A 22,289-nucleotide genomic window follows, 5' to 3' on the forward strand; every position below is an offset into this window, starting at 1 on the left:
CGAGTCAAAGGTCAACGACTACTTGTCCGACAAGGGTGACGACATCGCCACCTGGCTCAACAATGAGGAAACCAGGGCCAAGGCCAGCGCCATTGCCGCGGAAAAAATTTCCTCCTTCATGACCCGTCCACTCAAAGAAGTCCTGGCCAGTCTTAACCCCGCCACCATCGAAGGACTCAAAGCCGGAATCTGCCGAGAAGTTCTAATCATCATGAAAAGCCCTCACACCTGCTCGAAACTTACGGCATTGCTGGGCGCGGCCTTAGAGACACAAAACAGCCGGTCAGGCAATGCCATCTTGCGCGACCTCTTCGGCCAAAACAGTCTGGAATCCGGCACCAAATGGACTACGGCTGAAATCCTGGCAATCCTCCGCTCAAACAAGAGTAAACGGATCCTCGACGAACTCTTCAGCTCACTAGTGAACACCTACCTCCTCGGCCAACCCCTCGGCGCCCTGTCTAAACTCCTGCCCAAGAACGTCCAAAGCGGGATCAGCGAGTACGTGCTGCAACAGAGCCATGCCCTGCTCCTTGAGGAAGTCCCGCGCCTGGTGGATTTTGCCAATATCGAGCGGATCGTCACCCGCAAGGTCGACTCGCTCGACCTCTTGCGCCTGGAACGCCTGCTACTTGGCATCATGGAGGAGCAGTTCAAGTACATTAACCTCTTCGGTGGCTTGCTCGGTTTCATCATTGGCCTATCAAACCTCCTCTTTCTCCCTTGATCCTGATGAACAAAAAGGCCTTGGCCGACCAGAAATTCCGGCCACTCAAAAAACAGATGCAGCAGACTTTCAAACGAATCAAACAGGCGATACGGGCAGACTCCATCCCTGAAAAACGTGATGTGGATGAGTTTAACTGTCAGGTCGCGATCATGGTCAGCTATCCCGGATTCGGAGACAAAGCCTATCCCGAAATCATCTCAGCGAGCAGGATCCTGTTCGAACATTCATCCAAGCGCGACCTTAATGGCATACGACAGGCATTGGCTCAAATTCTGGCCTTGCAAAAGCGCTGTCACGGTGATTTAGGTTAAAAGGTACCGCGAGACAACACTCACCGACACTGGCATAATCGGCGCGAGGTAGCTCCCACCCGCCACATATCACGGAACAGCCATCAAATAATCTCACGCCAGCCACCATGACCAAATCATCCATTCGTACCTGCGTGACCCCAGCTGGAACCTTTCGCTTCGGTATCCATCGACCGGCCTATGCCGTTACCAACTTTCGTCAGGGTGACTATCTTGCGGTCCTTGGCCAATTTGCCGACGGCACTCTTCACCAAAACCTTAGCAACTTCCCGCCCGGCACGGTACTGGAGCCTGAGGCAGAGTGGATCTACGAAATTGCCAACCCCTTTCCTTTTCGGGGAACGACATATATCTGTCAAAGTTGGGCCGAAAGCAAAAGCGATCACCCAGAACGGATCGCCCTGACACCCCAAGCTCCGGCCTCCATGCACGGCGTTATCGAAAAATGGCTGGGCTCAGGCCTTGATCATGAGCAGCGAGCTGCCCTCTTTACCGATCTGCCTGCTCCGATACGTCTAGCGCTGGCCTCCCACTCAACCGACCCCGCTGATCTCATCATCTTGGCAGAGCAGTGCTGCCACCTGATCATTGATTCCAAGACCAAACGCCCTACCGGTCTAAGCTATCGCCAAACAAACAACCGGGTAGAGGCCGCAATCAGTGATCACACCTTGTTCGAGGTCCTGGTCAACAACCCCAATCTGCCAGACGACTACAAAGATGCCATGGTGCTAAAACCCGGTGTCCAAGGGAACAGCGAAATCATCGGGGAGTGGCAGCAAGGCAGGAGCCACGTCTTCGAATACCTTCGTCGCAACAGCTATATCCCTTGGGGCCACTACGCCGCCAATATGGCCAATGACGCCATCCGCTACCAGATTAACGACCTTGATCCTATCGACATGACAGGCCTCCGCCACCTCTATTATCAGCGTACTTTCTGCCGTCTGGCCGAAGATCTTGGCCTTGCCGTGCCCGAAACACGCCGTGGCCTGACGCCAGAGGAACTTGAGTCCCTGCGACTTGCTCTTGTCGAAAAAATGGCGGCAATCACGACCGAGGACCTCTCTTTTTCCTCTACCCTGTGGGGATGGAATTACGGGTTCGACTGCGCGGCAAACGGATACCGGCTGCACGCCTCCCACCAGATGGTCCACCAGCAATTCGCCATGCTGCCAGCAGCCATCCCCGGAACCGACGGAACCCCGTTCCATCCTTACGGCTGCGGAGAGCTAATCCATGACGTCGTGATCCGCTACCAGACAGAAACCGGCTCCTCTTTTTTCACCGACTACCTGAATGCGATCCTCACTAATACCCGAATAGATAAACGCATTGATCTGGAGTCGAGCCTGATTGTCCACCAGGATGACAATATCATCCTCTTCGTGCCCAAGGCACAAGTCTCGCAGTGGGAACTGCAGATGATGACCCTCCGCCCGGTAGGCAACATCATGGAGGCCGACAGCGCCACCAGGCGATCCCTGGATACCGGGATACTGACCGCTCTCAGGGTCTTAACGGCATTGGGCGCCCAAATGGTCAGCTCGATCGAATACCCTAAACGTTTCGGGGCGGCAACAGACCAACGGCTCTTGTACTCGTTCCTCCCTAAACTGCCGTTTGCACCAGGGGCGTTCAGCGAGGCACAACTCCGCTTTATCTGCGGCCACTTCCCGGAAGACTTTGCCCGGGCCTGCCGGAAGAAGTTATCAGTTTACAGCTGATCAGGGACAGGGTAAAAAGGAACACAATTACAGTCGAGAAGATGAAACCATTAATGTCACAGGGTTGATACGCTCAGCGCATCCATCACTCTCCTGAAGATTTACACTTGTCCGTTAATTTGTAACTATTCAGCTCCAGCCCCAAAATAAACAGATACCCGGAACTGTAACTGTTCAGCAGCGCTGCAGATGCGCGAAATAAGCCTGCGAACTATAGCCCGTCTATGTGAGCAGGCTTATGACAAAGCAGATGTGGTGCTGCTGAACAATTACATTAATTTTACCTACCAAACCACCATGCCCAACACAATTGGATATTTCGGAGACTGGGGCGGGGCCTTTATCCCGGAAGTTCTCCATGAAACTTTCAGGGAATTCAATCAGTCCTTTGCCGCTGTCCGCCATGACCCGTCCTTCTGGCAGGAATACTGCGACCTGATGAGCACCTACTCCTGCCGACCAACTCCGCTGACCCACGCCGGCAATATGTCGAGAAAACTCGGCGGAGCCCAGATCTACATCAAACGCGAAGACCTCAACCATACCGGGGCGCACAAGGCCAACAACGTCATGGGCCAGGGACTTTTGGTCAAGCGCATGGAAAAAACCCGCGTCATCGCCGAAACCGGGGCCGGGCAGCATGGTGTGGCCACCGCCACCATGGCCGCAAAATTCGGCTTCGCCTGCACCATCTACATGGGAGAGGAGGACGTCAACCGTCAGCGCCCCAATGTTTTCTGGATGGAAAAGCTGGGCGCCGAAGTGATCCCGGTCACCTCCGGTTCGAAAACCCTAAAGGACGCGATCAACGCCGCCTTCCGCGACTGGGTCACCAACATGGACTCTACCCACTACGTGATGGGCACAGTCTGCGGACCGCATCCCTTCCCGGAGATGGTGGCCTGGTTTCAATCGATTATCGGCATTGAGGCCAAAAAGCAAATCATCTCCCAGTTCGGCAAACCGCCGGCACGGGTCTACGCCTGCGTTGGCGGCGGCTCCAACGCCATGGGAATCTTTCAGGGATTTCTCGACCAACCAGAGGTGGAACTGATCGGAGTGGAGGCGGGGGGCAAAGGCCTTGCCACCGGCCAGCACGCAGCCCGTCTTGCCGGTACTGATGGCTCGGCCGGGGTTGCCCAAGGCTATAAAACAATCTTCTTGCAGGACGAGGACGGACAGATGAAGGACACCCATTCAGTGGCCGCCGGGCTCGACTATGTAGGTGTATCACCAATCCTGGTCGACCTTTGGCAGCAGGGACGGGTTCGTTTTGAGGCCGCCACCGATGTCGAAGTGATGGCAGCGCTTGACGAAACCGTCAAAAACGAGGGGATCATCCCGGCGCTTGAGTCCAGCCACGCCTTTGTTCAGGCATATAAAGAAGCAGGCCAACTCGCCAGCGATCAGGCCATCATCATCAATATGTCCGGACGGGGAGACAAGGATATTTTTACCATTGCCAACGCCTTTCAAGATCCATCATGGAAGCGTTTCATCATCGAGAAAGGGAGGGAGTATGCGGCTCAAAACTAATATCGAGGCGGCGCTCCGCGAAAAAGAGATCCTACTGATGACCCATATCGTCTTGGGCTACCCCTCGTTTGAGGTAAACCGCGAAGTCGTGCGTCAGATGGTGGTAAACGGGGTCGACCTGATTGAGATGCAGATCCCCTTCTCCGAGCCCATGGCCGATGGACCGGTGATCATCAAGGCCAACCAGGATGCCCTGGCGACTGGCGCCAAAGTTCGTGAATGTCTCGCCTTTGCCGAGGAGATGACCGCTACGTACAACATCCCTTTCCTCTTCATGACCTATTACAATATCCTGTTCAAATTTGGCGAGGAGGCCTTTATTAAGGAATCAGCACGAATCGGCATCCAAGGAATGATCATCCCCGACCTGCCGCCGGAAGAAGGCGAGTCATATTTGCGCCTCACCAAAGAACACGGCATCGCGCCGATCATGATTTTTGCTCCCACCAGCACCAATGAGCGAATGCGGGAGCTTGCGGCAGTGGCAGACGGCTTTATCTACTGCGTAGCCCGCCGCGGAGTGACCGGCAGTGCGACCTCGTTTGATCAGGAGTTCTCTAACTATATCGGCCGATGCCGGAAAGAAGCGCAACTACCGCTGGCTGTGGGGTTCGGGATCAAAGACCGTGATGATATTGCCGCCCTCCGTGGACGAGCTGAGATTGCGGTAATCGGCAGCGAGACGATACGCTTGGTGGACAAGGAAGGTCCTACCGCAGTAGGACCGTTTATTGCAGGATTGAGAACAGTGCAGCTTCACATCGAAGAGTAGGACAACTTTCTTTTTACCCCTCAATCAGTTGCAACTTCCCTTCGTCAACCTCCTGTGGTTTCTTGAACCGATCCATGGTGCAGGTCAACTGATCAGTCTGACCCGTCAGCCCTTGAGCGGCGCTGTCGATCTGAGCCAGACCGGAATTGATCTGTTTGATGCCAGCAGCCTGCATCTCACTGCCAAGCACAATCTCACTCACCAAACTGCCCATGGCGTTCACATTGTCATAAATAGAGTCAAAAGCCAGGGCCGTTTTATTCGCCACCTCAACCGCTACACCGATCTTCTTCAGCGGCCCTTCCAGGAGCACCGTAGTCTCATTGGCAGCATCAGAGCACCGTCCGGCCAGCCGGCGCACTTCTTCAGCAACCACAGCAAACCCCTTACCCTGCTCCCCGGCATGAGCGGCCTCAACCGCCGCATTCAAAGCCAACAGGTTGGTCTGAAAGGCAATGTCATTGATCGTTTTGATGGTCTTGGCAATCTCCCGACTGGCAGCCTGAATGGCGGCAATGGTTTGCACCATTTCGCTCATCGTTGCCTTCCCCTCCTCTGCGTTTTGCTTGGCCTCGCCAGACATCTCATCCGTCATTCTTGCTTTTTGGACATTGAGCTGGGTTGTACCGTTAATCTCGGACATTGAAGCGCTGATCTCCTCAAGCGAAGACGAGACTGAACAGGCCACCTCATCGAGTGAATGGACACTGGCTTCGATCTCCGCACGGTTAGTACGCAGATTATCAATCATGATAGTCATGGAATTACCCAATTGACCGATTTCATCATCACCGGTGATATCAACCTCCTGCTCCAGATCTCCGGCGGCAATCCCTTTAGCAATCTTAACCGCCCGCAACACCGGTCGAGTGATCATAGTGACCATAGCGATAGAAAAAACCACGCCCACTGCTAAAGCAACCATGGCCATCACCACCAACTCACGGCGTTTGGCCTGAAGAAAACCTTCCAACGTGCTGTTTTCTTTGACATCTTGAGCTACATTTTTTCGAATTTCATCCTGGCTTGCCAAAATATCCGCCAAAGTCTTCTCATCTACTGCCAGAGCCTGCTTAAGATCAACCGTGGCCAACTCGTTCTCACGTTGAATCGTAGCCTGAGCCTGATTCTTCATGTCCTCAACCAAAGAGGTAACCCGTTCCTGAAGCGTGACCCCGATCTCCTGCGCCCGTTTGACCTTATCGATCTGCTGGGTCATCGAGACATTTTCTTCATCAAGGGCCTTTACCTCACCATAGGTGCCCAGATAGGCCTTGGCCGCACGGCTGGTCCCCTTGACCTTTTTTTCATCCAGGGTAGCCAGATCGGGCATGGCAAAGAATTCATCGAGCACAGTTGTCAAAGCAGCGACTTCCTTCGCCACTACGGAATAGGGATCGGAATTAATGATAATCTTGTTGGCATTACGGTCCACAGCACCCATGGCCGTCTGCAGATTCAAGATCTGTTGATAAAGACTCACCTGCTTAGTTAGCCGCTCCTGGCCGACAACATCACGTTCATTGGCAAACTGTACCTGACGTTCCTTCTGGGCAGTAAGGTTCTGTTTGACGGTCTCACCAACCGACTCAACCTTTGCGGACAGGGTTTCTCCTCGCTCGACCAACTTTTTACTGACCTCAAGATTCTCAGTAATGATCTTGACTGAAATACCAGCAATCACAATAAGAAGAACACAGACACTTCCCATGGCGCCGAAAATTTTTCCCCTCAAACCAAGCCGAGAAAGAGGCGTACCACTCATAACTGTTAATCGACCTGATTGTGACATAATCACTCCATCAAATATAGGACAACTAGAGATTATATCCCCTAGTTGTCCTTCATAAGTTCTCAATCCCTACTTGATCTCCAAAGTCCAGTCACCAACACTGTGATGATCATCTCCGGTGTGATCAAAAACGGCAGCGCCTGCAGCGTAGGACTTACCGTGTTCAAAGACCGTATCTTCTTTAGGATTTCCGGTGTTGAGTTTGCGGCTCATCTCCACGGTCCACTTACCGTCAGCCCAGATCGCCGCTGACTTGATGTCAGCCTTGCTTCCAGACACCTCGGTGGCAGGCAGATACTGAGGGATCACATCACCGATATTATCGATGGGTTTCTGGCTGGTCACCAAGGGCGTGCCGGGATCGGAAGGCCGGGCAAGCCAGATCTTCTTGCCATCACGAGTAGGGTGCTCCTTGGCTTTCTCCAACTTTTCCATGGACATAATATTCGACTGGTCTTCGACCACACCCACCGATTGACTACGATAAGCCTTCCAATGCCAAAGGTCGGAGACAAAGGTCTTGCCGGACAGCATGCAGGAGGTAAAATCACCACTGATCGGGAAATTTAAAGACAAACGATCCTCCCGATCCTTCCCCTCTTCATAGCCATCTTTTTCTACATTCCAGGTCAGGGTCTTGTGAGTAACATCTTTGGTAGAATCAGGCCACTGGGCTACAACATAGATCATATCGCCATTAACTGCCGCACGGAGCTCCAAATCTAACGTGCCCTGGAAGGCCTTTGGGTCTCCATCGTTAGCCGGCGCCACCTTGATAATAACCGGAGTGACACTAGACCAATCATCGATCTTGCCATCCAGGGTCGGGGCAGCGCCAATGGCAGCGGCCACCACTATAGGCGCCTCGGCATAACAGGTGCCAGCGCTCATCAGTACAAGCCCTACAATCAAGCAACGTCTCAACATCTTTTTCATGCATTCCTCCTCGGCCCGCCTCGGGCCACCTCTTTAGAAACCAGGAACTACTACCATGTGGCCATCACCATGTTTTCCCGCCACTTCAGATATAGTGCATGAAAAAAAAATCTGTAGTCAAGTTTTTTTTTTACCAGTGACTCCTGCTCAGCAGACTCTCTCCTACTCAACCACCCTGGCTTGGGTAAGAATTTCACTGGGGATGGCAAACCCTAAATTCCTAGCCTCCCCCCCGTTAATAACCAACTCTGCTCGACTGCCGCTACTAAGCAGAGGGGCTCCGGAAAGACGCCCCCCTGCCAAAACACCGGCTACGATTTTAGCGGTCTTCCGAGCAATCTCCTCCGCCGGAACAGACATAGCAATAAGCACCCCCTGCTCGGCGCTCTCCGCGAAGACGGAAGCCGTAGCAATCTTGCCAGCCCGTGCCCGTTCGATTATTCCGGTAATGGCCTGTTGATTCTGCACCGCCCCGGCACAGGTCAAAAACACGGCCTGAACATCATCAGGAAAAAAGATAGTATCAAGGCCCTTAACATCGGTCTTGACGACATTACCGCCGAGACTGGCCACGATCTCGGCTTGACGGACAGAATCAACCTCGCTGCTGGAATAAAGGATCCCTAATTTCCGATAGTTGGATATTTTGTGTAAAGAGTTGACCAAGGCAAACAACGGCGCTTTGGTGGCAACCCCTGTGACGTTGGCGCCAACGATACCTGATGCCGCCGGATCGAAGGCGGCGCAGAACACCACCGGCAAATCAGGCGCCTCGGCCATGGCAGCCAGGGCTGTGCCCCCGCCATAGGCAATAATCACCTTCGATTCGAGGGTCACCAGACGACGTGTCGCATTTCTCCAGGCCATTTCATTAGGCGCCGGCCTTTCGATAATCATCTCCGCCCGCACATCCTTCTCCTTGGCTAACTCCTCCTCTATTACCCGCTGGATCGCGAGATAATAGGGGATTCCCCCAGCCGCCATAATGACCCCGACCTGAGCGGAAAAAGCTGGAACGGATGAGATCAGCGCTGCAATGATTATCGCGATGATCCGGAAACAGACTCCAGGCGAGTGACAGCGGTGCCAAAAGCCTGTCATTTAAACACCTTGGTCATCTTAAACAATGCCCCGTACAAATCTCCCTTGGACGGATTGTCGAAGGACTTGTCGATGAACTCAACATAGCGGACAACAACACCAGCCTTCCAGCCCTGACCAAGATCGTACCCTCCATCAAACCGCACCCCCAATTCTTTGGTATCTGCCATGGCCATATCCCCCAAAGGCAGAAATTGATTCAAGGTGGTGTTGGTCAACGAATAATCGCCCGTAGCAATCGTGTAATCAATCGTGGAATCAAGAGAGAACCGCTCAGTCGCCTGCCAAGAGGAACTCAGGCTGAACGAATGATACCCTTGGGTGTTATGGTAGCCGTTATCAACAATGGTTATCCCCTCAAAGGCGCTGAAATCGCGATCAGTAACCATTGAGGAATAAACGTAACTGCCAGTTACGGATAAACGCTCAGTGCAGGCATGGGTGATACTGGCTAGATACCGCTGCCAGAAGGCGTCATAATTTGTCGCCTTTACTCCGGCATCCGAAACAGGCACAAAGTCAGAAGTTGGAACAAAACCGATAAAATTATGATACAGAACAGAGAGATCATCCGCGGTGTCATCTTTTAAGAGAACGGAGAGGAGGAGTGTGGTTGCCGCCTGGGGAGAATAAGAAATATCGGCGGTCACCTGGTGCGTCCGCTCCGGATTATTATTAAAGATCGCGGGGACCATGCCCGGTTCAACATCAGTATCAGTAAGCCGGTAGTTGACCCTAAGCCTTGCCTCATGCCGAAGACGCCAGGTGACTCCCGCGTCAAAAGTATTAATGTCCTTCTCCTCAGCCAGGTGCCAATCAAGCGCCGAATCAAGATCCCTGTCCCGGTGCTCGATGCTGTACTGGCCCTTGAGGGTCACCGTTCTGATCGGATTGTAACGGATAAAAGCGGTAGCCGTCTCCGTCCCCCCCTCGACCCCACTCTTAACAGGCAGTACCGCTGAATTCCAAGGGGAGATGATCGATGCCGGACCGCTACCGCTGCTCTCCTGACGCCGATATTTGGTCCCCAACACCATGTTAGCCCACGGCGTCCACAATAAATCGGTGTGACCAAGACGTTTTTCGGCCTCGATCTCGTATCGGTCACTGGTTTCGTTGGTCCGGGTGATATCAGCCAAGGTCGCGGTAGCCACCACCTTGCCGGTCTGGGTGGTATGGAGCTTCAGGGTATTGCTGCTGGTCTTCAGCACTGGCAAGGCGTTATGGACGTAGTCGCCGGCAGGCCGCACCGGCGGAGATGCCAGATAGCGATAGCGATCAGCCACTCCGCTGTCGAACTGCTGCCAGGAGTGGGAGAGATCGATCTCAAGCCAACGCAGGTGGGAATTCGCACCTAGTGCAATCGTTTTAGTCTCCTGATCAACGGCCATGGCCTTGGAGACCCGGGGCCTGGCGGGGGGCACTGGTGAATCCCCCAAGAAACGTTGCTGCCTCTCGCCATTACGGCGAACCACCTCACCCACGGTGTAAAGATGAAATGGAAAATTTGGGGTCTTCAACCGCAGCCTGAATTGATTGATATCAATCCCCAAACTATACTCCTTCCCCAGATCAAGACGAGAGACTTCGGTCTGGGTTGGCGCCGGATCAAGGTCATACAAGGCCAGATTGTCCAGATTATGAACAAAACGTCGACTCAACACCCGTAACTGATAGATGTCGGTATAGGAGTGTCGAAGTTCACCAAACCAGTGGTCTGCCCCCTCGACATTGGCATCGAAATAAAACCGCTGAGGTAAAGGATAGGCCTCCACCCGTCCCCCAATAATCAACGAACTGTCGTCGGAGTCATACTCAGTGGCCCGCCTGGTTACCGATCTCAGACCATTGGTCGCCCCGGCATAGGATGAATAGGGTGAATCGCTGCCAAAAGAGGAAAGAGGACTATCTGACGAATGATTAAGAGTAAACCCGGAAAACATTGTCATCTCCGAAGGAATGCTCGGATACACCTCGGCCGACACGGAGCATGCAGCGCCCAGGATCAGACCCACGGATAACAGACCAAAAAGCGAATGCCTGACGACCAGTCTCATTGCATCCACCTCCCGTTATTACTGGAAGAGGGGGTGTCAGTGCCATGAATTTGCGAGTGACAGTCTGTGCAACGAGTCGAGTTGCCAATGCGACCGGCAACCGAGGCCAAGCTGTTTCCTATCCCAGCAAAATGTGAATAGGCATGACACTGGATGCACAGAAATGGTTCTTTGACTCTCAATAGATTATTGTTCACCGAGCCGTGACTCATGTGACAACTCATACAATCTTCATTCACATCCCCATGTTCCCAGAGGAAAGGACCGACTTTTTCGGTGTGACAACGGGCACAGGTTTCCTTGACGGTCATGCCAAGCAAAAGTTTCTCATTGCTTGAGCCATGTTGCTCATGACAGTCGGTGCAATAAATGGCATTTTCTCTAATCTGATGATGGCTGGGCAGGTTAAATTCGGCAGCCGTCTCCTTATGGCAGTTCATGCAGGTCTGATTGATGGTTTCCGGATGTTGCATCAGGCTCGGCCCGGAGTGGATAGGATGACAATCCGAGCAGGAGACATCATTGATGGCATGAGCGCTGGCGTTCCAATTATGGAGGTTGAAATCAGCGTTAGCAGTGTGGCATTTGAGACAGATCTGCGACCGAACCGGTCCCGGTAACTCATCAAAGTGGAGGAAATTCTTGCGCATGACCTGCTTGATCTTGGCGCGAGTCTCGTCGTTGATTGGATCATCGGGTTTCTTGGGAGTCAGCCTTTCCCGATCAAGGGTAGCCAAGGTCTCACTACCCGGCCCGTGGCACGACTCACAGTCAACAATCATCATCCCGCTTGAGGCAATTTTCAGTTGCGCCCCCATGGTGCTGGCATCAAAGTCGCGTTTGATCTTGGCATGGACATGACACCGTTTCATACAGGCATCATTACCGACATAATCAGCCGCAAGGTTTCCCAGGAGCTGCTTATCATACGCGGTATTGACGATGATAGGTTTCGCCTCTTTCAATGATTTAACACAGCCGCCCAAGAAAGCACCCCCAAGAAAAACGGCAACAACAACTCGAAGCCGCCATAGGGAATAGTATAGTGTGTGCATCACAATATCCTCCGATCAAGAAGGTCAGGTTACGCGCAGCTCACCCCGACTTCGTGTTAAAATGCAAAACCAATCCGCGCACACCACAAGAAAATGGCGCCCACCTTACCAGACAGAACCAGGAACGTTCACCATTACGGCACCCGGAATCTCCCTTTGGTCGCTTATCGAGCCAACAAAAAGACCTGCTCGCTATAGCAGCGCTATGCGAGCAGGTCTTTTACCAACAAAAATGCGCGAACAAACCTCTAAAGGCAGCGCCAATGGGGTGTTTACTTCTCCCTACACCGTAGCGCCGGAGGAGATATGAAGAGAGGGGAAATCATGGGCCAGGCGCATTGGGGTAACAATACAATTTCGCCCGATGATTGCGCCGTCCGGCACCTGAGCCGATTTACCGAGAAGGGTGATACCGGTGTACAGGTGTGTCGGGTAGTCCTGGTTAACGACCTGCCGATCGCCAGTGCCAACCACCGCATTCCTACCAACCCGGACACGTTTATCCATAATTGCAAGATCAACCAACGCCCCTTCGCCCACCTCGCAATCATCAATCAACACTGAATCTCGAACCACTGCCCCTTTAGCAACCACCACTCCCGGAGAGAGAATCGAGTTCACCACCTCGCCATGGATAATACACCCCGCCGAGATCATCGAATTCTTCACCCGCGCCGTGGCTCCAAATCGCGCCGGGGATCGATCCGCCATCCGGCCACTGGCCTCAACGTTGGACCTGATCCCCCATCTTCCCGGTGTGATCCCGGAATCTTCCCGGAGAAGATCCATATTAGCCTCCCAATATGCCTGAATCGTACCCACATCCCGCCAATACCCGGCAAAGCGAAAGGCATAGACATTGTCTCGACCAATGGCTTTAGGGATCATGTGCATGCCAAAATCGACCTCGTCACGATCCTCGGCCAGGAGGGAGAGCAGGTACTTGGTATCAAAGACATAGATCCCCATCGAAGCCAGATCGGTACGGGGGACCTTGGGCTTCTCTTCCCACTCGATAATCCGCCCGTCCAGATCCGTGATCCCGGTCCCGAACTGGTGGAGGTCCTCCTTTGGCACCACCATCATCCCGATGGTAATATCCGCCTTCTTCTCGCGGTGAGCCTGGATCATCTGATCAAAATCCATATGGTAGATGTGATCGCCGGAGAGAATCAAAATCTCATCAGAGGGATGAGCCTTGATGAAATCAATGTTCTGACGCACGGCATCCGCTGTGCCTTTATACCAGTCAGACTCATGAGAGCCAGTGCGAGGCGGCAGAACTTTAACCCCACGACTCCTACCAGCCAAATCCCAGGCAGCTCCATTCCCCAGATGATTCATCAGGGACAGGGGCTTATACTGAGTCATGACTCCCACCTGGGTCAGGCCGGAGTTCATAACATTACTCAACGAAAAATCGATAATCCGGTACAAACCACCGAAAGGCACTGCCGGTTTAGCCCGAGTCTGAACTAAAATATTCAGACGGCTGCCCACCCCTCCCGCCAGAAGAAGAACCAAGGTCTTACTGATAGGGTTCATCGAATGATCTCCCCTTGTTTGATCTCACGGCCAAATTTTTCTGGCCTCAGATGCGGATAGATTGTGCAGTCACTGCCGATAACTGTCCCGGCTGGGACCTGGTTATTCCAGCCCACCACCGTCACCTCATGATCAGCGCTCGGACCTTCCCCCCCAATTATTGATCCGGCTCCAAAGGTGGTGTTGACATCACTGATCACCTTCAAGAGTCGCCCCCCTGCCTCAACCGAATTATTGAAAAACAGGATCGAGTCCTTGACCACCGCCCCAGCTTTGACATGAACACCGGGGAAAAGGATGGAACGTTCCACAGTTCCCTCCACCACACAGCCGTTGTACACCAGACTATCATGGACTGTGGCGCGAGCCCCGACCTTCAATGGCTGATAATCACAAATGCCACGATGGTCGAGATTGGTACGGATACCCCAGGCATCAAGGTCGATGGCAGGGGTCGGTCCCAAGAGGTCCATCGAAGCCTGCCAGTACTCATCAATCGTTCGGGTATACCCCCAATACCCATGAAATTTATAGCCGTAGACCCGACGCTGATCGGCCAACATCCGGGGAATGATATCTTTTCCAAACTCAAACGAGTTATCCTCGCGAGCATTGTCAGTCAGTGTTTTCAGCAATGCCTCGGGTTTAAAACAGAAGATGGTCATCGATGCCCAATTAAACTTGGGCTGAGCGGGCTTTTCCTTGTATTGCAGCACCCGGCCGCCTGTAGCGCCATCCTCATCATCAATGCTGGCCACGCCAAAACGATGGGCCTTCTCCATCGGCACCGCAAGGCAGGCGATAGTCAAGTCAGCGTCCTTGGCCTTATGGTAATCAATAATCTGCTGATAATTCATGTTGTAAATATGATCCCCGGAGAGGATCAACACACAGTCAGGGTCATGATAACGGATAAAATCGATATTCTGATACACCGAGTCCGCCGAGCCTCGATACCAATTGGAGCTGGCCTGGCCAGTGGAAGGGGGAAGAATGGAGATACCGCGATGGCGACCGATCATATCCCAAGCCGCACCACTGCCGATATGATTAATCAAGGAAAAACTGCGGAACTGGCTTAAGATTGCCACCTGTTCCAAACCGGAGTTCATTAAATTACTCAAGGGGAAATCAATAACCCTGGCAAATCCGCCGAACGGTACCGCCGATTTTGGTCGGTAATAAGTGAGAACATTGAGTTCATCAACCCGGCCTCCAGCCAAAACCATGGCCAGGGTTGTCGGTTTTAGTTTCATAGGCATTCAACCTTGATAGCGTCGCAGATAAGCATAGACTTCGAAAAGTCAGGCCTCCTGTGTGACAGCGCTTCTCTGCTTAGCCATCCTGTTAATTTTTTCGAGACTATCAACCTTCGATATGGCGTTTAGTGAATCGCATCAGAGTCTTGGTATCAAAATCCTGGTCCTGCTTGGCAAGATTTTTCAACGGAACCTCGGCCCGAGCAGCCTGGCGGTGTCCTCCGGCAGAACCAATCTGACCGTATATCTTCTGAGCGAGGGAACCTGCGTTTTTCTTATAACCGTCACAACGGAAGATAACAACCAACTTTTCACTGTGAATTCCTGAAACAAAGACCCAGGCAATCTGATTAACCTGACTAAAAAAATCAGCGATAATCACCAGGATATCCGGGTTGCGGACCCGTCCGACATGAACATAGAGGCGGCTCTTGCTGATCTTGACCTCGGTAAGAGCGGTTCGGAAATAGGCAAGTTCTGACGGTCTGAGTTCGGACATCTCGATCTTGCGAACCAGATTCTGATTGGCCAGATCGAAGAGGTAGCGGAAAGAGATGGCGTCTGCCAACGAAGCCTTCTTTTCAAAATTATTAGTGTCAACTTTAATGGCATAGAAAAGGGCTGTGGCCAAGGCCACCGACGGCTTTAACCCGGCCGCCCGCAGATACTCGATCAAGATCGAAGAGGCAGCTCCGTAATCGGGACGAATATCGGCATAACCGGCAGTCCAACCTGTAGTCAGGGGGTGATGATCGATGACAGCATCGAAGGGAATATTTTCAAAGGCGGGAAGGTGCAGGGGTTGGGAGTCAACCATCACCCGTTTGCTGAATTCTTTGATCTTTACGGTGTGAAGTCGCTCGATAGGGATTTTGAGCAAATCGACCATGGCAACATTACTAAGTCGCCTGATCTCGTTGGGATAGCCGATAACAACATTCTTAACCCGGTAACGCAAAAGGCGCTTGATCGCTAGAGCGCAGGCCAAGGCATCAGGGTCGGCATTGATCACGACCAAGACATCATCATCCTTGGCAAAAAGTGACCAAAACTCTTCCAGACGTTCCTTCGCCGTCTTTTTGGGGACCTTGCGCACTAGTTTACAACCGCATGCTCTGGTTTTTTTGACTGCCATAACTATTTACCACCCAAAGACAGGGCAAAAAAGCATCTATGCAATAAAACAAACAAGGAAAAGGTCAGGTTATCGGTTTGCGGTTGACAGTTGCCGGTTAGTAATTATAAAAATATAACCATATCAAAAACATAATGAATCATGACCTAGCCATAGTCCTGTTAACACTATAAACCTGTAACTGATCACCGATAACCTAAGCAGTTCCCCCCTAACTCCATCAGGAGAGACTAAAATCATTGCCAACGAGCTTTCGTTTCTACCACAAAAGCGCCAAAAAACGCAATCGAATTGTAGGTTCGCCACTCTGAGAGGGACTAGCCCTCGCCCTGAGATGGCCCTTGTTAATCAACCAAACACGGGCACCGAGGGAAAAAGACCATGATTGGTATGCGGAATGAATTTGGCCCCGGAAAAACGCATCATAAACTCCTGATTCACGTTAAGCTCAACATAGGTAATGGTCTGCATGATCTGGCGGCAACGGAGACGGGCATCGTCATCCAGCAGCACCTTCTCCGCTCCGGCTAAAGAACTGTTGCCAATTGGCTGGTAGACATCAAGCGGCAAATCAGGAAGCATGCCCAAGGTAATCGCCTGCCGGGGATCAATATGGCGGCCAAAGGCCCCTGCCACATAAATCCGGCGGATCTCGCCAAAACCTACCCCGACCTGAGCAACCAAGGTAGACAAGATAGCATACATCGCCGCCTTAGAACGCATCAATGCATCAAGGTCCACCTGCTCCAAGATCACGGGTCGCCCACCCTCTGCCTGCTCGGCAGAGACCACGACATAGGCCAGTCCGTGGCCACTGTCAAACAAACGGCCAGGATCAGCCCCTACCCGAAATTTACCGCGCTGATCGATAATCCTGACCAAATAAAGCGCTGCCACCAAATCGATAATTCCCGAACCACACAACCCGCATGGCGGCCGATTCCCGATAGTCTGCCAAACGACAGAATGACTCTCAGGATCAATAGAGATATGCTCAATGGCGCCTGGCCCGGCCCTCATCCCCATTCGAGCCACCCCACCTTCCAAGGCTGGCCCGGCAGCTCCGGCACAGGCAATCAGCCATTCCCGGTTGCCAAGAACCACCTCGGCATTTGTACCGACATCAACCAGCATCGAGGTGTGTTCCTGCTGATCCAAACCACTGGCCAAAATCCCGGAGATCAAATCCCCCCCGAAATAACTGCCCACGCCCGGCAGGATAAAAACTGGGGCCTCAGGATTGATGACAAGTCCCAGTTCATGGGCCTGTACCATATCCGGGGCATTGACCAGAGGGATGTACGGCTCCCGACAGATATGATGGGGATCAAGACCAAGAAAAAGATGAACCATGGTCGGATTACCGGAAACAGTCATGGCCCTAACTTCGACCGCTGCAACACCAGCCTGCGCAGACAACTGTTCCGTCAACTCATTGATCGAACGAACGACTACCCGCTTTAATTCTGCCAAACCTGCCCCTCGCCCAGCATAGTGAATTCGGGTCAGGATATCATCGCCACAATCGATCTGGCCATTGGGACAGTGTCCATGGGCCAAACTGCGACCAGTCAAGAGATCAACCAAACGGGCTTCGAGATACGTCGTCCCCAAGTCCAGGGCCAGCGCTGGGAGCAGGGAGGGAACCGCAGGCAAAAAATCAACCAGCTCATCCCGGCCTTCAACCTGATTGATGATAGCGGCCCCAACAAATCCTGCTTCCCGAAACGAGCGGGCAACCGTCCCTGCCCTTCGCCACGGCACCACGACAGTCCGCCCCTCCCGCTGCTCCTGCGCCAATCGTTTCAAGCGATCAATATCTGCGGTATTATCATGGAGGCTCGGCACTGGAGCCTTAATTGGGAGACAGAGAACTATCGACATGGGAGAGTTTCCGGTTGACGGGTGCTTCCGCTTAAGAGTAATAATGATGACGTCGTAAAAAGTCCGATCTGCTGCGTTGCAGAGTATTTTTGTTCATTCGGCACACCATATGTGTGGCCTCATTCGCAAAAAACACCCTGCGCCTTGCATATCGACCTTTTTACTCAGTCATCCCGTGACTTTTTACGAGATTATCAAAATAATGGCGTCGTAGATAAGCGTAGACTTCGAAAAGTCCGGTTTACTGCGCAGATAGAGCATTTTCACTCATTCGGCACACCATTTGTGTGACCTTATTCGCAAAAACACTCTGCGCCTCGCATGCCGGTCCTATTACATATTTCAAGCATATTAGCCATATTAAATATCTCCTCTATCATGATCGACAATAATATAGCAATCCCCACCTGCCCCCATGTCTGATATGGAACCCTCCATGCAAGGCATTCCTGAAATCGACATCTCAGAGTACCGGCAAGTCGGTATCGTCGGTATCCCACCGCTGACGGTAATCCGCGCTTTGAACGAAAACAGGATCAAGATCCACGACCTGGATGCCAGATTAGTCTCAGAAAGCATTGATGGCGTCTCCCCCTTGCTGCCCAAAGTCTACTGCGCCATTTTAAGAACCGTGGTCTTAAATGCCATGCATCTTCCGCTTGATGCCATCTTCATTGATGTGGGACCAGGCAAATGCGACAGCGCCCTCCACGTCTCAACGATCCTCAAAGAGATCTTAAGCATCCCGGTCATCCGGACCAAAAACATAGACACTGCAGGCTTCGGCACCCCGTTATCCAAGGCCCGCCATGACCTGACCGAGAAGATGATGGCCATTACCGAAGGGGTCAAGACCGCTCTTCCTGGTCCGTGCCAGTACAAACCCTGTAAACCGAGAGCAGGCTTCTGGGGAGTACCACCCCGAGATTTTTCAATCCTTGAATCATTTCCAACGACGACTCATGTCTATGGCTGGACCCGCTGCATGGAAAACAAGACCCCGGCTGACGAGACATTGGAGAGCTACTGCAACCTCAAAGTGCCCACAGTCTTCTTCGCCCAATCGTTCTGTGCCAAGACCGCATTGGCAAAATTCCTGGCCGACCGCCACCCCATGGCGCTGTACCTGGATGTTGATTTTCACACCTCGAACAGCGCCAGAGCCAAAGTCCAGGCATTTCTTGAATTATCAGGGGCCTTATCATGATCCTCGGCGACTTCGGGACATCATACTGCAAATTTCTGAACTTAAGTGAAGACGGGAGTCAGCCAACGATCATCCAGACCAAGGAGTTGCCCGGCAACCTCCACATCGACTTGGCCACCGGCCATAATGGCCGCCGCTTCGCTGATCGTTACGTCAACGAACTGATCGCTCTTGCCCGAGGTGGCGAGGCAATGATCGAGGAAGAAGATTATGTCCTCCTCGACTGCGGTAGCCGTGACATCAAATTTGTGGCCTATGAGGGCGGCAAGCTGAAGGATATGGGGTGGAACACAGAGTGTGGCGCGTCAATGGGCTTTACCATTGAGCTGTTGGAAAAATATTACGAACTGGACTACCAAGCAATGCACGCACCGGAAACAACCTTCTCCGTCACCTGCGGTGTGCTGGGAATGAGCCACATCTTTGACGCAGTAATCAGCGGAGTGCCGGTCTCCGAAGCCGTGGCCCGATTCATCAAAGGTATTGCGATTAACGCCTTCCGCTTTTGCGGATCCCCCAACAAGCTCTACCTCTCCGGTGGCCTCTGCGCCAATCCTGTGTTCATCGAAGGCCTGCCCTGCGAAGTCACCCCTCTCGGCAGGTTCTTACTCCTAAAAGGCTTAGTTCGATACACGGAGTAACCATGTCGCAGCATTCTTCGACAGTCAACTGCCTCGCCTGCCGCCACTTTTATATCACCTACGAACCAGCCCACCCTTATGGCTGCCGGTCTTTATCCTTCAAATCCCGAGAGATGCCTTCCAGGGTAGTCTATGCCAGCTCCGGCATGGAGTGTCAGTCCTTCAGCAAGAAAGAAACAAAACTGACGACTGCGGGCTGAATCGATAATGGCTGCGCTGCGCTCACCCCCCAGTTGCACCAACATTTCACAAAAAATCACATCATCAGGCTTCCAACCCGATACACCAGAGTGGCCAGAATAAAGGCGAATCCAGTATTAAAAAGCACCGAGAAAACACCCCAACGCCAAGATCCGGCCTCTTTGATAATGCAGGAAAGAGTCACCATGCACGGCGAGTAGAACATAATAAAAACAATGAGTCCCAACGACAACAACGGAGTCCAGTGGGGATCGACAGCAAGAGTCCTGGACAGCGAGCCACTGGACTCGGCTTCAATCGCTCCTAACGAATAGGCTGTGGCCATGGTGGAGACAATGACCTCCTTAGCGGCAAATCCGCCGATAAGGGCAATATTGGTGCGCCAATCAAACCCCGGAAGCCAGCTGACCGCCTCCAGTCCCTTGCCTATCCTCCCTGCCACAGAGTACTCCAGGGCAAGTTCCGCCTCCTGCCGAGTGACACTATCAAGACGAGCTTTGAGTTCTTCGGCCTCGACCGAAAGAGGAGCCTCACTCTGTGATTCTCCTTGAGTCACAACCGCTTGAACAATCTCCGGCAGAGCGCTGGCCATAATCAACTGCCGCTCGCGCTCGAATTCTCCTGTCCTGCTTTCGGGTAAACCCGGATAGGTCATCATCACCCATAACAGGATCGACACCCCAAGAATAACCGTGCCCGCCTTCCGAATATAGCGCCAAGTCTTTTCCCAGGTATGAATCAATAGTCCCTTAAAAGTCGGAAATCGGTATGGCGGCAGCTCCATCACAAAGGGAGTGGACTCACCCTTAAGGATGGTAAGCCGAAGAAATTTCGCCACCAGAAGGGCAACAACCCAAGCGAGTATGGTGGTGAAAAGCATGAACTGGGCCTGATATTTGGCAAAAAAGGTGCCGATAAGCATGGCCAGCACCGGCAGCTTGGCCCCGCAGTTCATAAACGGGGCGGTCAAGAGGGTCGCCATCCGCTCACGATGAGAACGAAGGGTTCTGGTGGCCATCACCCCCGGCACGGCGCAGCCTCCAGCGATGCCGCCCGAAACTATATAGGCCATAACCGAATTCCCGTGCAGACCAAAGACCCGGAACACCCGGTCCAGCATAAAGGCAACCCGGGCCAAGTAGCCGGAATCTTCTAGAAAAGCGAGGCCAAAGAACATGAAAATGATCAGTGGCACAAAACCCAAGACTCCACCGACACCATGAATAATCCCTGAGACCACCAAGGATTTAAGTGGTCCATCGGCTAAGAGCTGGTCAGCGACCCCTGCCAACAGATCAAACAATTTCCCCACCCAGGCGATAGGAAGTTCGCTGTAGGTAAAAGTGAAGTGATACAAGCCCATCAAAACACCCACCATGATCAGTGGACCGAAGAACCGATGGGTCACAACCTTATCTATTTTATCGGAGGTATAGAGCCTGTTTTCATCAAATTTATAGGTGACAACACCTTGGAGAATAATAGACTTGATAAAACCGTAGCGGTGATCGGCAATAATAGCCTCAGGCACTGTTTCCAAGGTCTTCTGAAGATGAACAGAGACATTATGAACCATCTCCAGCAGCTCTGAGGCACGCTGTGGACTCTCAATTCTCCCTTGATCAATGATCTGCTGATCCCCCTCCAACAACTTAATACTCAGCCAGCGAGCAAGATAGGTATCTGTCATGAAACGACCTACGGCGATCCTCTCTTCCATCTTCAACAAGGCCGCATCGATATCCTCGCCATAAGAAATGGCCGCCATAGAACGAACCTGTCCCGACATGGCTCTTTCCAGCGCCACCTGCATTAGAGTGTCAACTCCGGCCCCGGTACGGGCCACAATCGGCACCACCGGCACACCGAGCAAGGTTGAGAGCCGCACCTCGTCAATGGCGATGCCCCGGTCTTTGGCGACATCTACCATGTTGAGCGCAATCACCATCGGCAGGTCCATTTCAAAAAATTGACTGGTCAGGTAGAGGTTCCGCTCCAGATTGGAGGCATCGACGATATTAATCACCACCTGGGGTTTCTCTTTGACCAGAAAGTCCCTGGCCACCTCCTCTTCCACCGAGTAGGCGGTTAATGAGTAGGTCCCGGGAAGATCGACGATTTTCAGCTTGGATCCCTGAAGTTCGTAGTACCCTTCCTTCTTCTCCACAGTTACACCGGGATAATTTCCCACATGCTGCCGAGATCCGGTGATAGCATTGAACAGCGTTGTCTTGCCGGCGTTAGGATTACCCGCCAGGGCCATGGTGATTTCAAGGTTCATCGCTGCAGCCCACCTGACACTGTATAAAAAATCCTCGCCTACTCATCCACCTCTACCTCAATCAAATCCGCCTCGTTATTACGCAATGTCAAAGTGCCACCCATCACTCGCAACGCCAC

Annotated in this window: 19 protein-coding genes; 8 read left to right on the forward strand and 11 right to left on the reverse strand. The window is 52.6% G+C overall.

The genetic code is table 11. From position 1 onward, the window contains the following. The 5 genes from FP815_13645 to FP815_13665 all read left to right on the forward strand — a co-directional run. A partial coding sequence (locus FP815_13645; GenBank protein ID MBA3015968.1) for a DUF445 family protein occupies positions 1-727 on the forward strand: 727 nt, incomplete at its 5' end. Between the two features lie 5 nt (positions 728-732). Beyond that, a complete protein-coding gene (locus FP815_13650; protein MBA3015969.1) occupies positions 733-1,041 on the forward strand; it encodes a GAK system XXXCH domain-containing protein in 309 nt (102 codons plus the stop codon). A gap of 107 nt (positions 1,042-1,148) precedes the next feature. Beyond that, the gene (locus FP815_13655) at positions 1,149-2,768 is read left to right on the forward strand and encodes a hypothetical protein (protein ID MBA3015970.1); all 1,620 of its coding nucleotides are present in this window, start codon (positions 1,149-1,151) and stop codon (positions 2,766-2,768) included. Between the two features lie 297 nt (positions 2,769-3,065). Then, on the forward strand, positions 3,066-4,304 hold the full coding sequence (trpB, locus tag FP815_13660) for a tryptophan synthase subunit beta (protein MBA3015971.1): 1,239 nt from the start codon (positions 3,066-3,068) through the stop codon (positions 4,302-4,304). Next, the gene (locus tag FP815_13665) at positions 4,288-5,076 is read left to right on the forward strand and encodes a tryptophan synthase subunit alpha (GenBank protein ID MBA3015972.1); all 789 of its coding nucleotides are present in this window, start codon (positions 4,288-4,290) and stop codon (positions 5,074-5,076) included. Before trpB ends, FP815_13665 begins: the two co-directional genes overlap by 17 nt. A gap of 13 nt (positions 5,077-5,089) precedes the next feature. On the opposite strand, the gene FP815_13670 is transcribed toward FP815_13665, so the two are convergent. The 9 genes from FP815_13670 to FP815_13710 form a co-directional block, all read right to left on the reverse strand. Further along, the gene (locus FP815_13670) at positions 5,090-6,868 is read right to left on the reverse strand and encodes a HAMP domain-containing protein (protein ID MBA3015973.1); all 1,779 of its coding nucleotides are present in this window, start codon (positions 6,866-6,868) and stop codon (positions 5,090-5,092) included. Positions 6,869-6,937: 69 nt separating this feature from the next. Continuing rightward, positions 6,938-7,804 carry a hypothetical protein gene (locus tag FP815_13675; GenBank protein MBA3015974.1) on the reverse strand — a complete coding sequence of 289 codons (867 nt, stop codon included), beginning with the start codon at positions 7,802-7,804 and terminating at the stop codon, positions 6,938-6,940. Positions 7,805-7,966: 162 nt separating this feature from the next. Then, positions 7,967-8,905 (reverse strand): hypothetical protein, encoded by a 939-nt coding sequence (locus tag FP815_13680; protein MBA3015975.1) that lies wholly within the window; start codon positions 8,903-8,905, stop codon positions 7,967-7,969. Continuing rightward, on the reverse strand, positions 8,902-10,962 hold the full coding sequence (locus tag FP815_13685; GenBank protein MBA3015976.1) for a hypothetical protein: 2,061 nt from the start codon (positions 10,960-10,962) through the stop codon (positions 8,902-8,904). Before FP815_13685 ends, FP815_13680 begins: the two co-directional genes overlap by 4 nt. Then, positions 10,959-12,017, reverse strand: a complete 1,059-nt coding sequence (locus FP815_13690) for a DmsE family decaheme c-type cytochrome (protein MBA3015977.1) — start codon at positions 12,015-12,017, stop codon at positions 10,959-10,961. The genes FP815_13685 and FP815_13690 overlap by 4 nt, the downstream gene beginning before the upstream one ends. 282 nt (positions 12,018-12,299) lie before the next feature. Beyond that, complete coding sequence (locus tag FP815_13695; protein MBA3015978.1) at positions 12,300-13,562, reverse strand: glucose-1-phosphate adenylyltransferase; 1,263 nt, start codon at positions 13,560-13,562, stop codon at positions 12,300-12,302. Beyond that, positions 13,559-14,824, reverse strand: a complete 1,266-nt coding sequence (locus FP815_13700) for a glucose-1-phosphate adenylyltransferase (GenBank protein MBA3015979.1) — start codon at positions 14,822-14,824, stop codon at positions 13,559-13,561. Before FP815_13700 ends, FP815_13695 begins: the two co-directional genes overlap by 4 nt. 103 nt (positions 14,825-14,927) lie before the next feature. Continuing rightward, a complete protein-coding gene (locus tag FP815_13705; protein ID MBA3015980.1) occupies positions 14,928-15,956 on the reverse strand; it encodes a phosphoethanolamine methyltransferase in 1,029 nt (342 codons plus the stop codon). Between the two features lie 348 nt (positions 15,957-16,304). After that, positions 16,305-17,840 (reverse strand): DUF4445 domain-containing protein, encoded by a 1,536-nt coding sequence (locus FP815_13710; GenBank protein ID MBA3015981.1) that lies wholly within the window; start codon positions 17,838-17,840, stop codon positions 16,305-16,307. Positions 17,841-18,276: 436 nt separating this feature from the next. On the opposite strand from FP815_13710, the gene FP815_13715 reads away from it, so the two are divergent. Genes FP815_13715 through FP815_13725 form a run of 3 tightly spaced genes read left to right on the forward strand, consistent with a single transcriptional unit; the run spans position 18,277 to position 19,888 of the window. Next, on the forward strand, positions 18,277-19,047 hold the full coding sequence (locus tag FP815_13715) for a hypothetical protein (GenBank protein ID MBA3015982.1): 771 nt from the start codon (positions 18,277-18,279) through the stop codon (positions 19,045-19,047). Further along, entirely contained in the window at positions 19,044-19,688 is a 645-nt protein-coding gene (locus FP815_13720; protein ID MBA3015983.1) for an ATPase, read from the forward strand. The genes FP815_13715 and FP815_13720 overlap by 4 nt, the downstream gene beginning before the upstream one ends. Positions 19,689-19,690: 2 nt before the next feature. Next, the gene (locus FP815_13725) at positions 19,691-19,888 is read left to right on the forward strand and encodes a uracil-DNA glycosylase (protein ID MBA3015984.1); all 198 of its coding nucleotides are present in this window, start codon (positions 19,691-19,693) and stop codon (positions 19,886-19,888) included. A 56-nt stretch (positions 19,889-19,944) separates the two neighbouring features. Here the strand turns inward: FP815_13725 and feoB are convergent, their stop codons facing one another. Then, positions 19,945-22,170, reverse strand: coding sequence for a ferrous iron transport protein B (gene feoB, locus FP815_13730; protein ID MBA3015985.1), 2,226 nt, complete (start codon positions 22,168-22,170; stop codon positions 19,945-19,947). A 38-nt stretch (positions 22,171-22,208) separates the two neighbouring features. After that, positions 22,209-22,289: iron transporter FeoA (locus FP815_13735; GenBank protein ID MBA3015986.1), on the reverse strand; the 81-nt coding region annotated here is incomplete at its 5' end.

Source organism: Desulfobulbaceae bacterium, assembly GCA_013792005.1.
Taxonomy (GTDB): Bacteria; Desulfobacterota; Desulfobulbia; order Desulfobulbales; family VMSU01; genus VMSU01.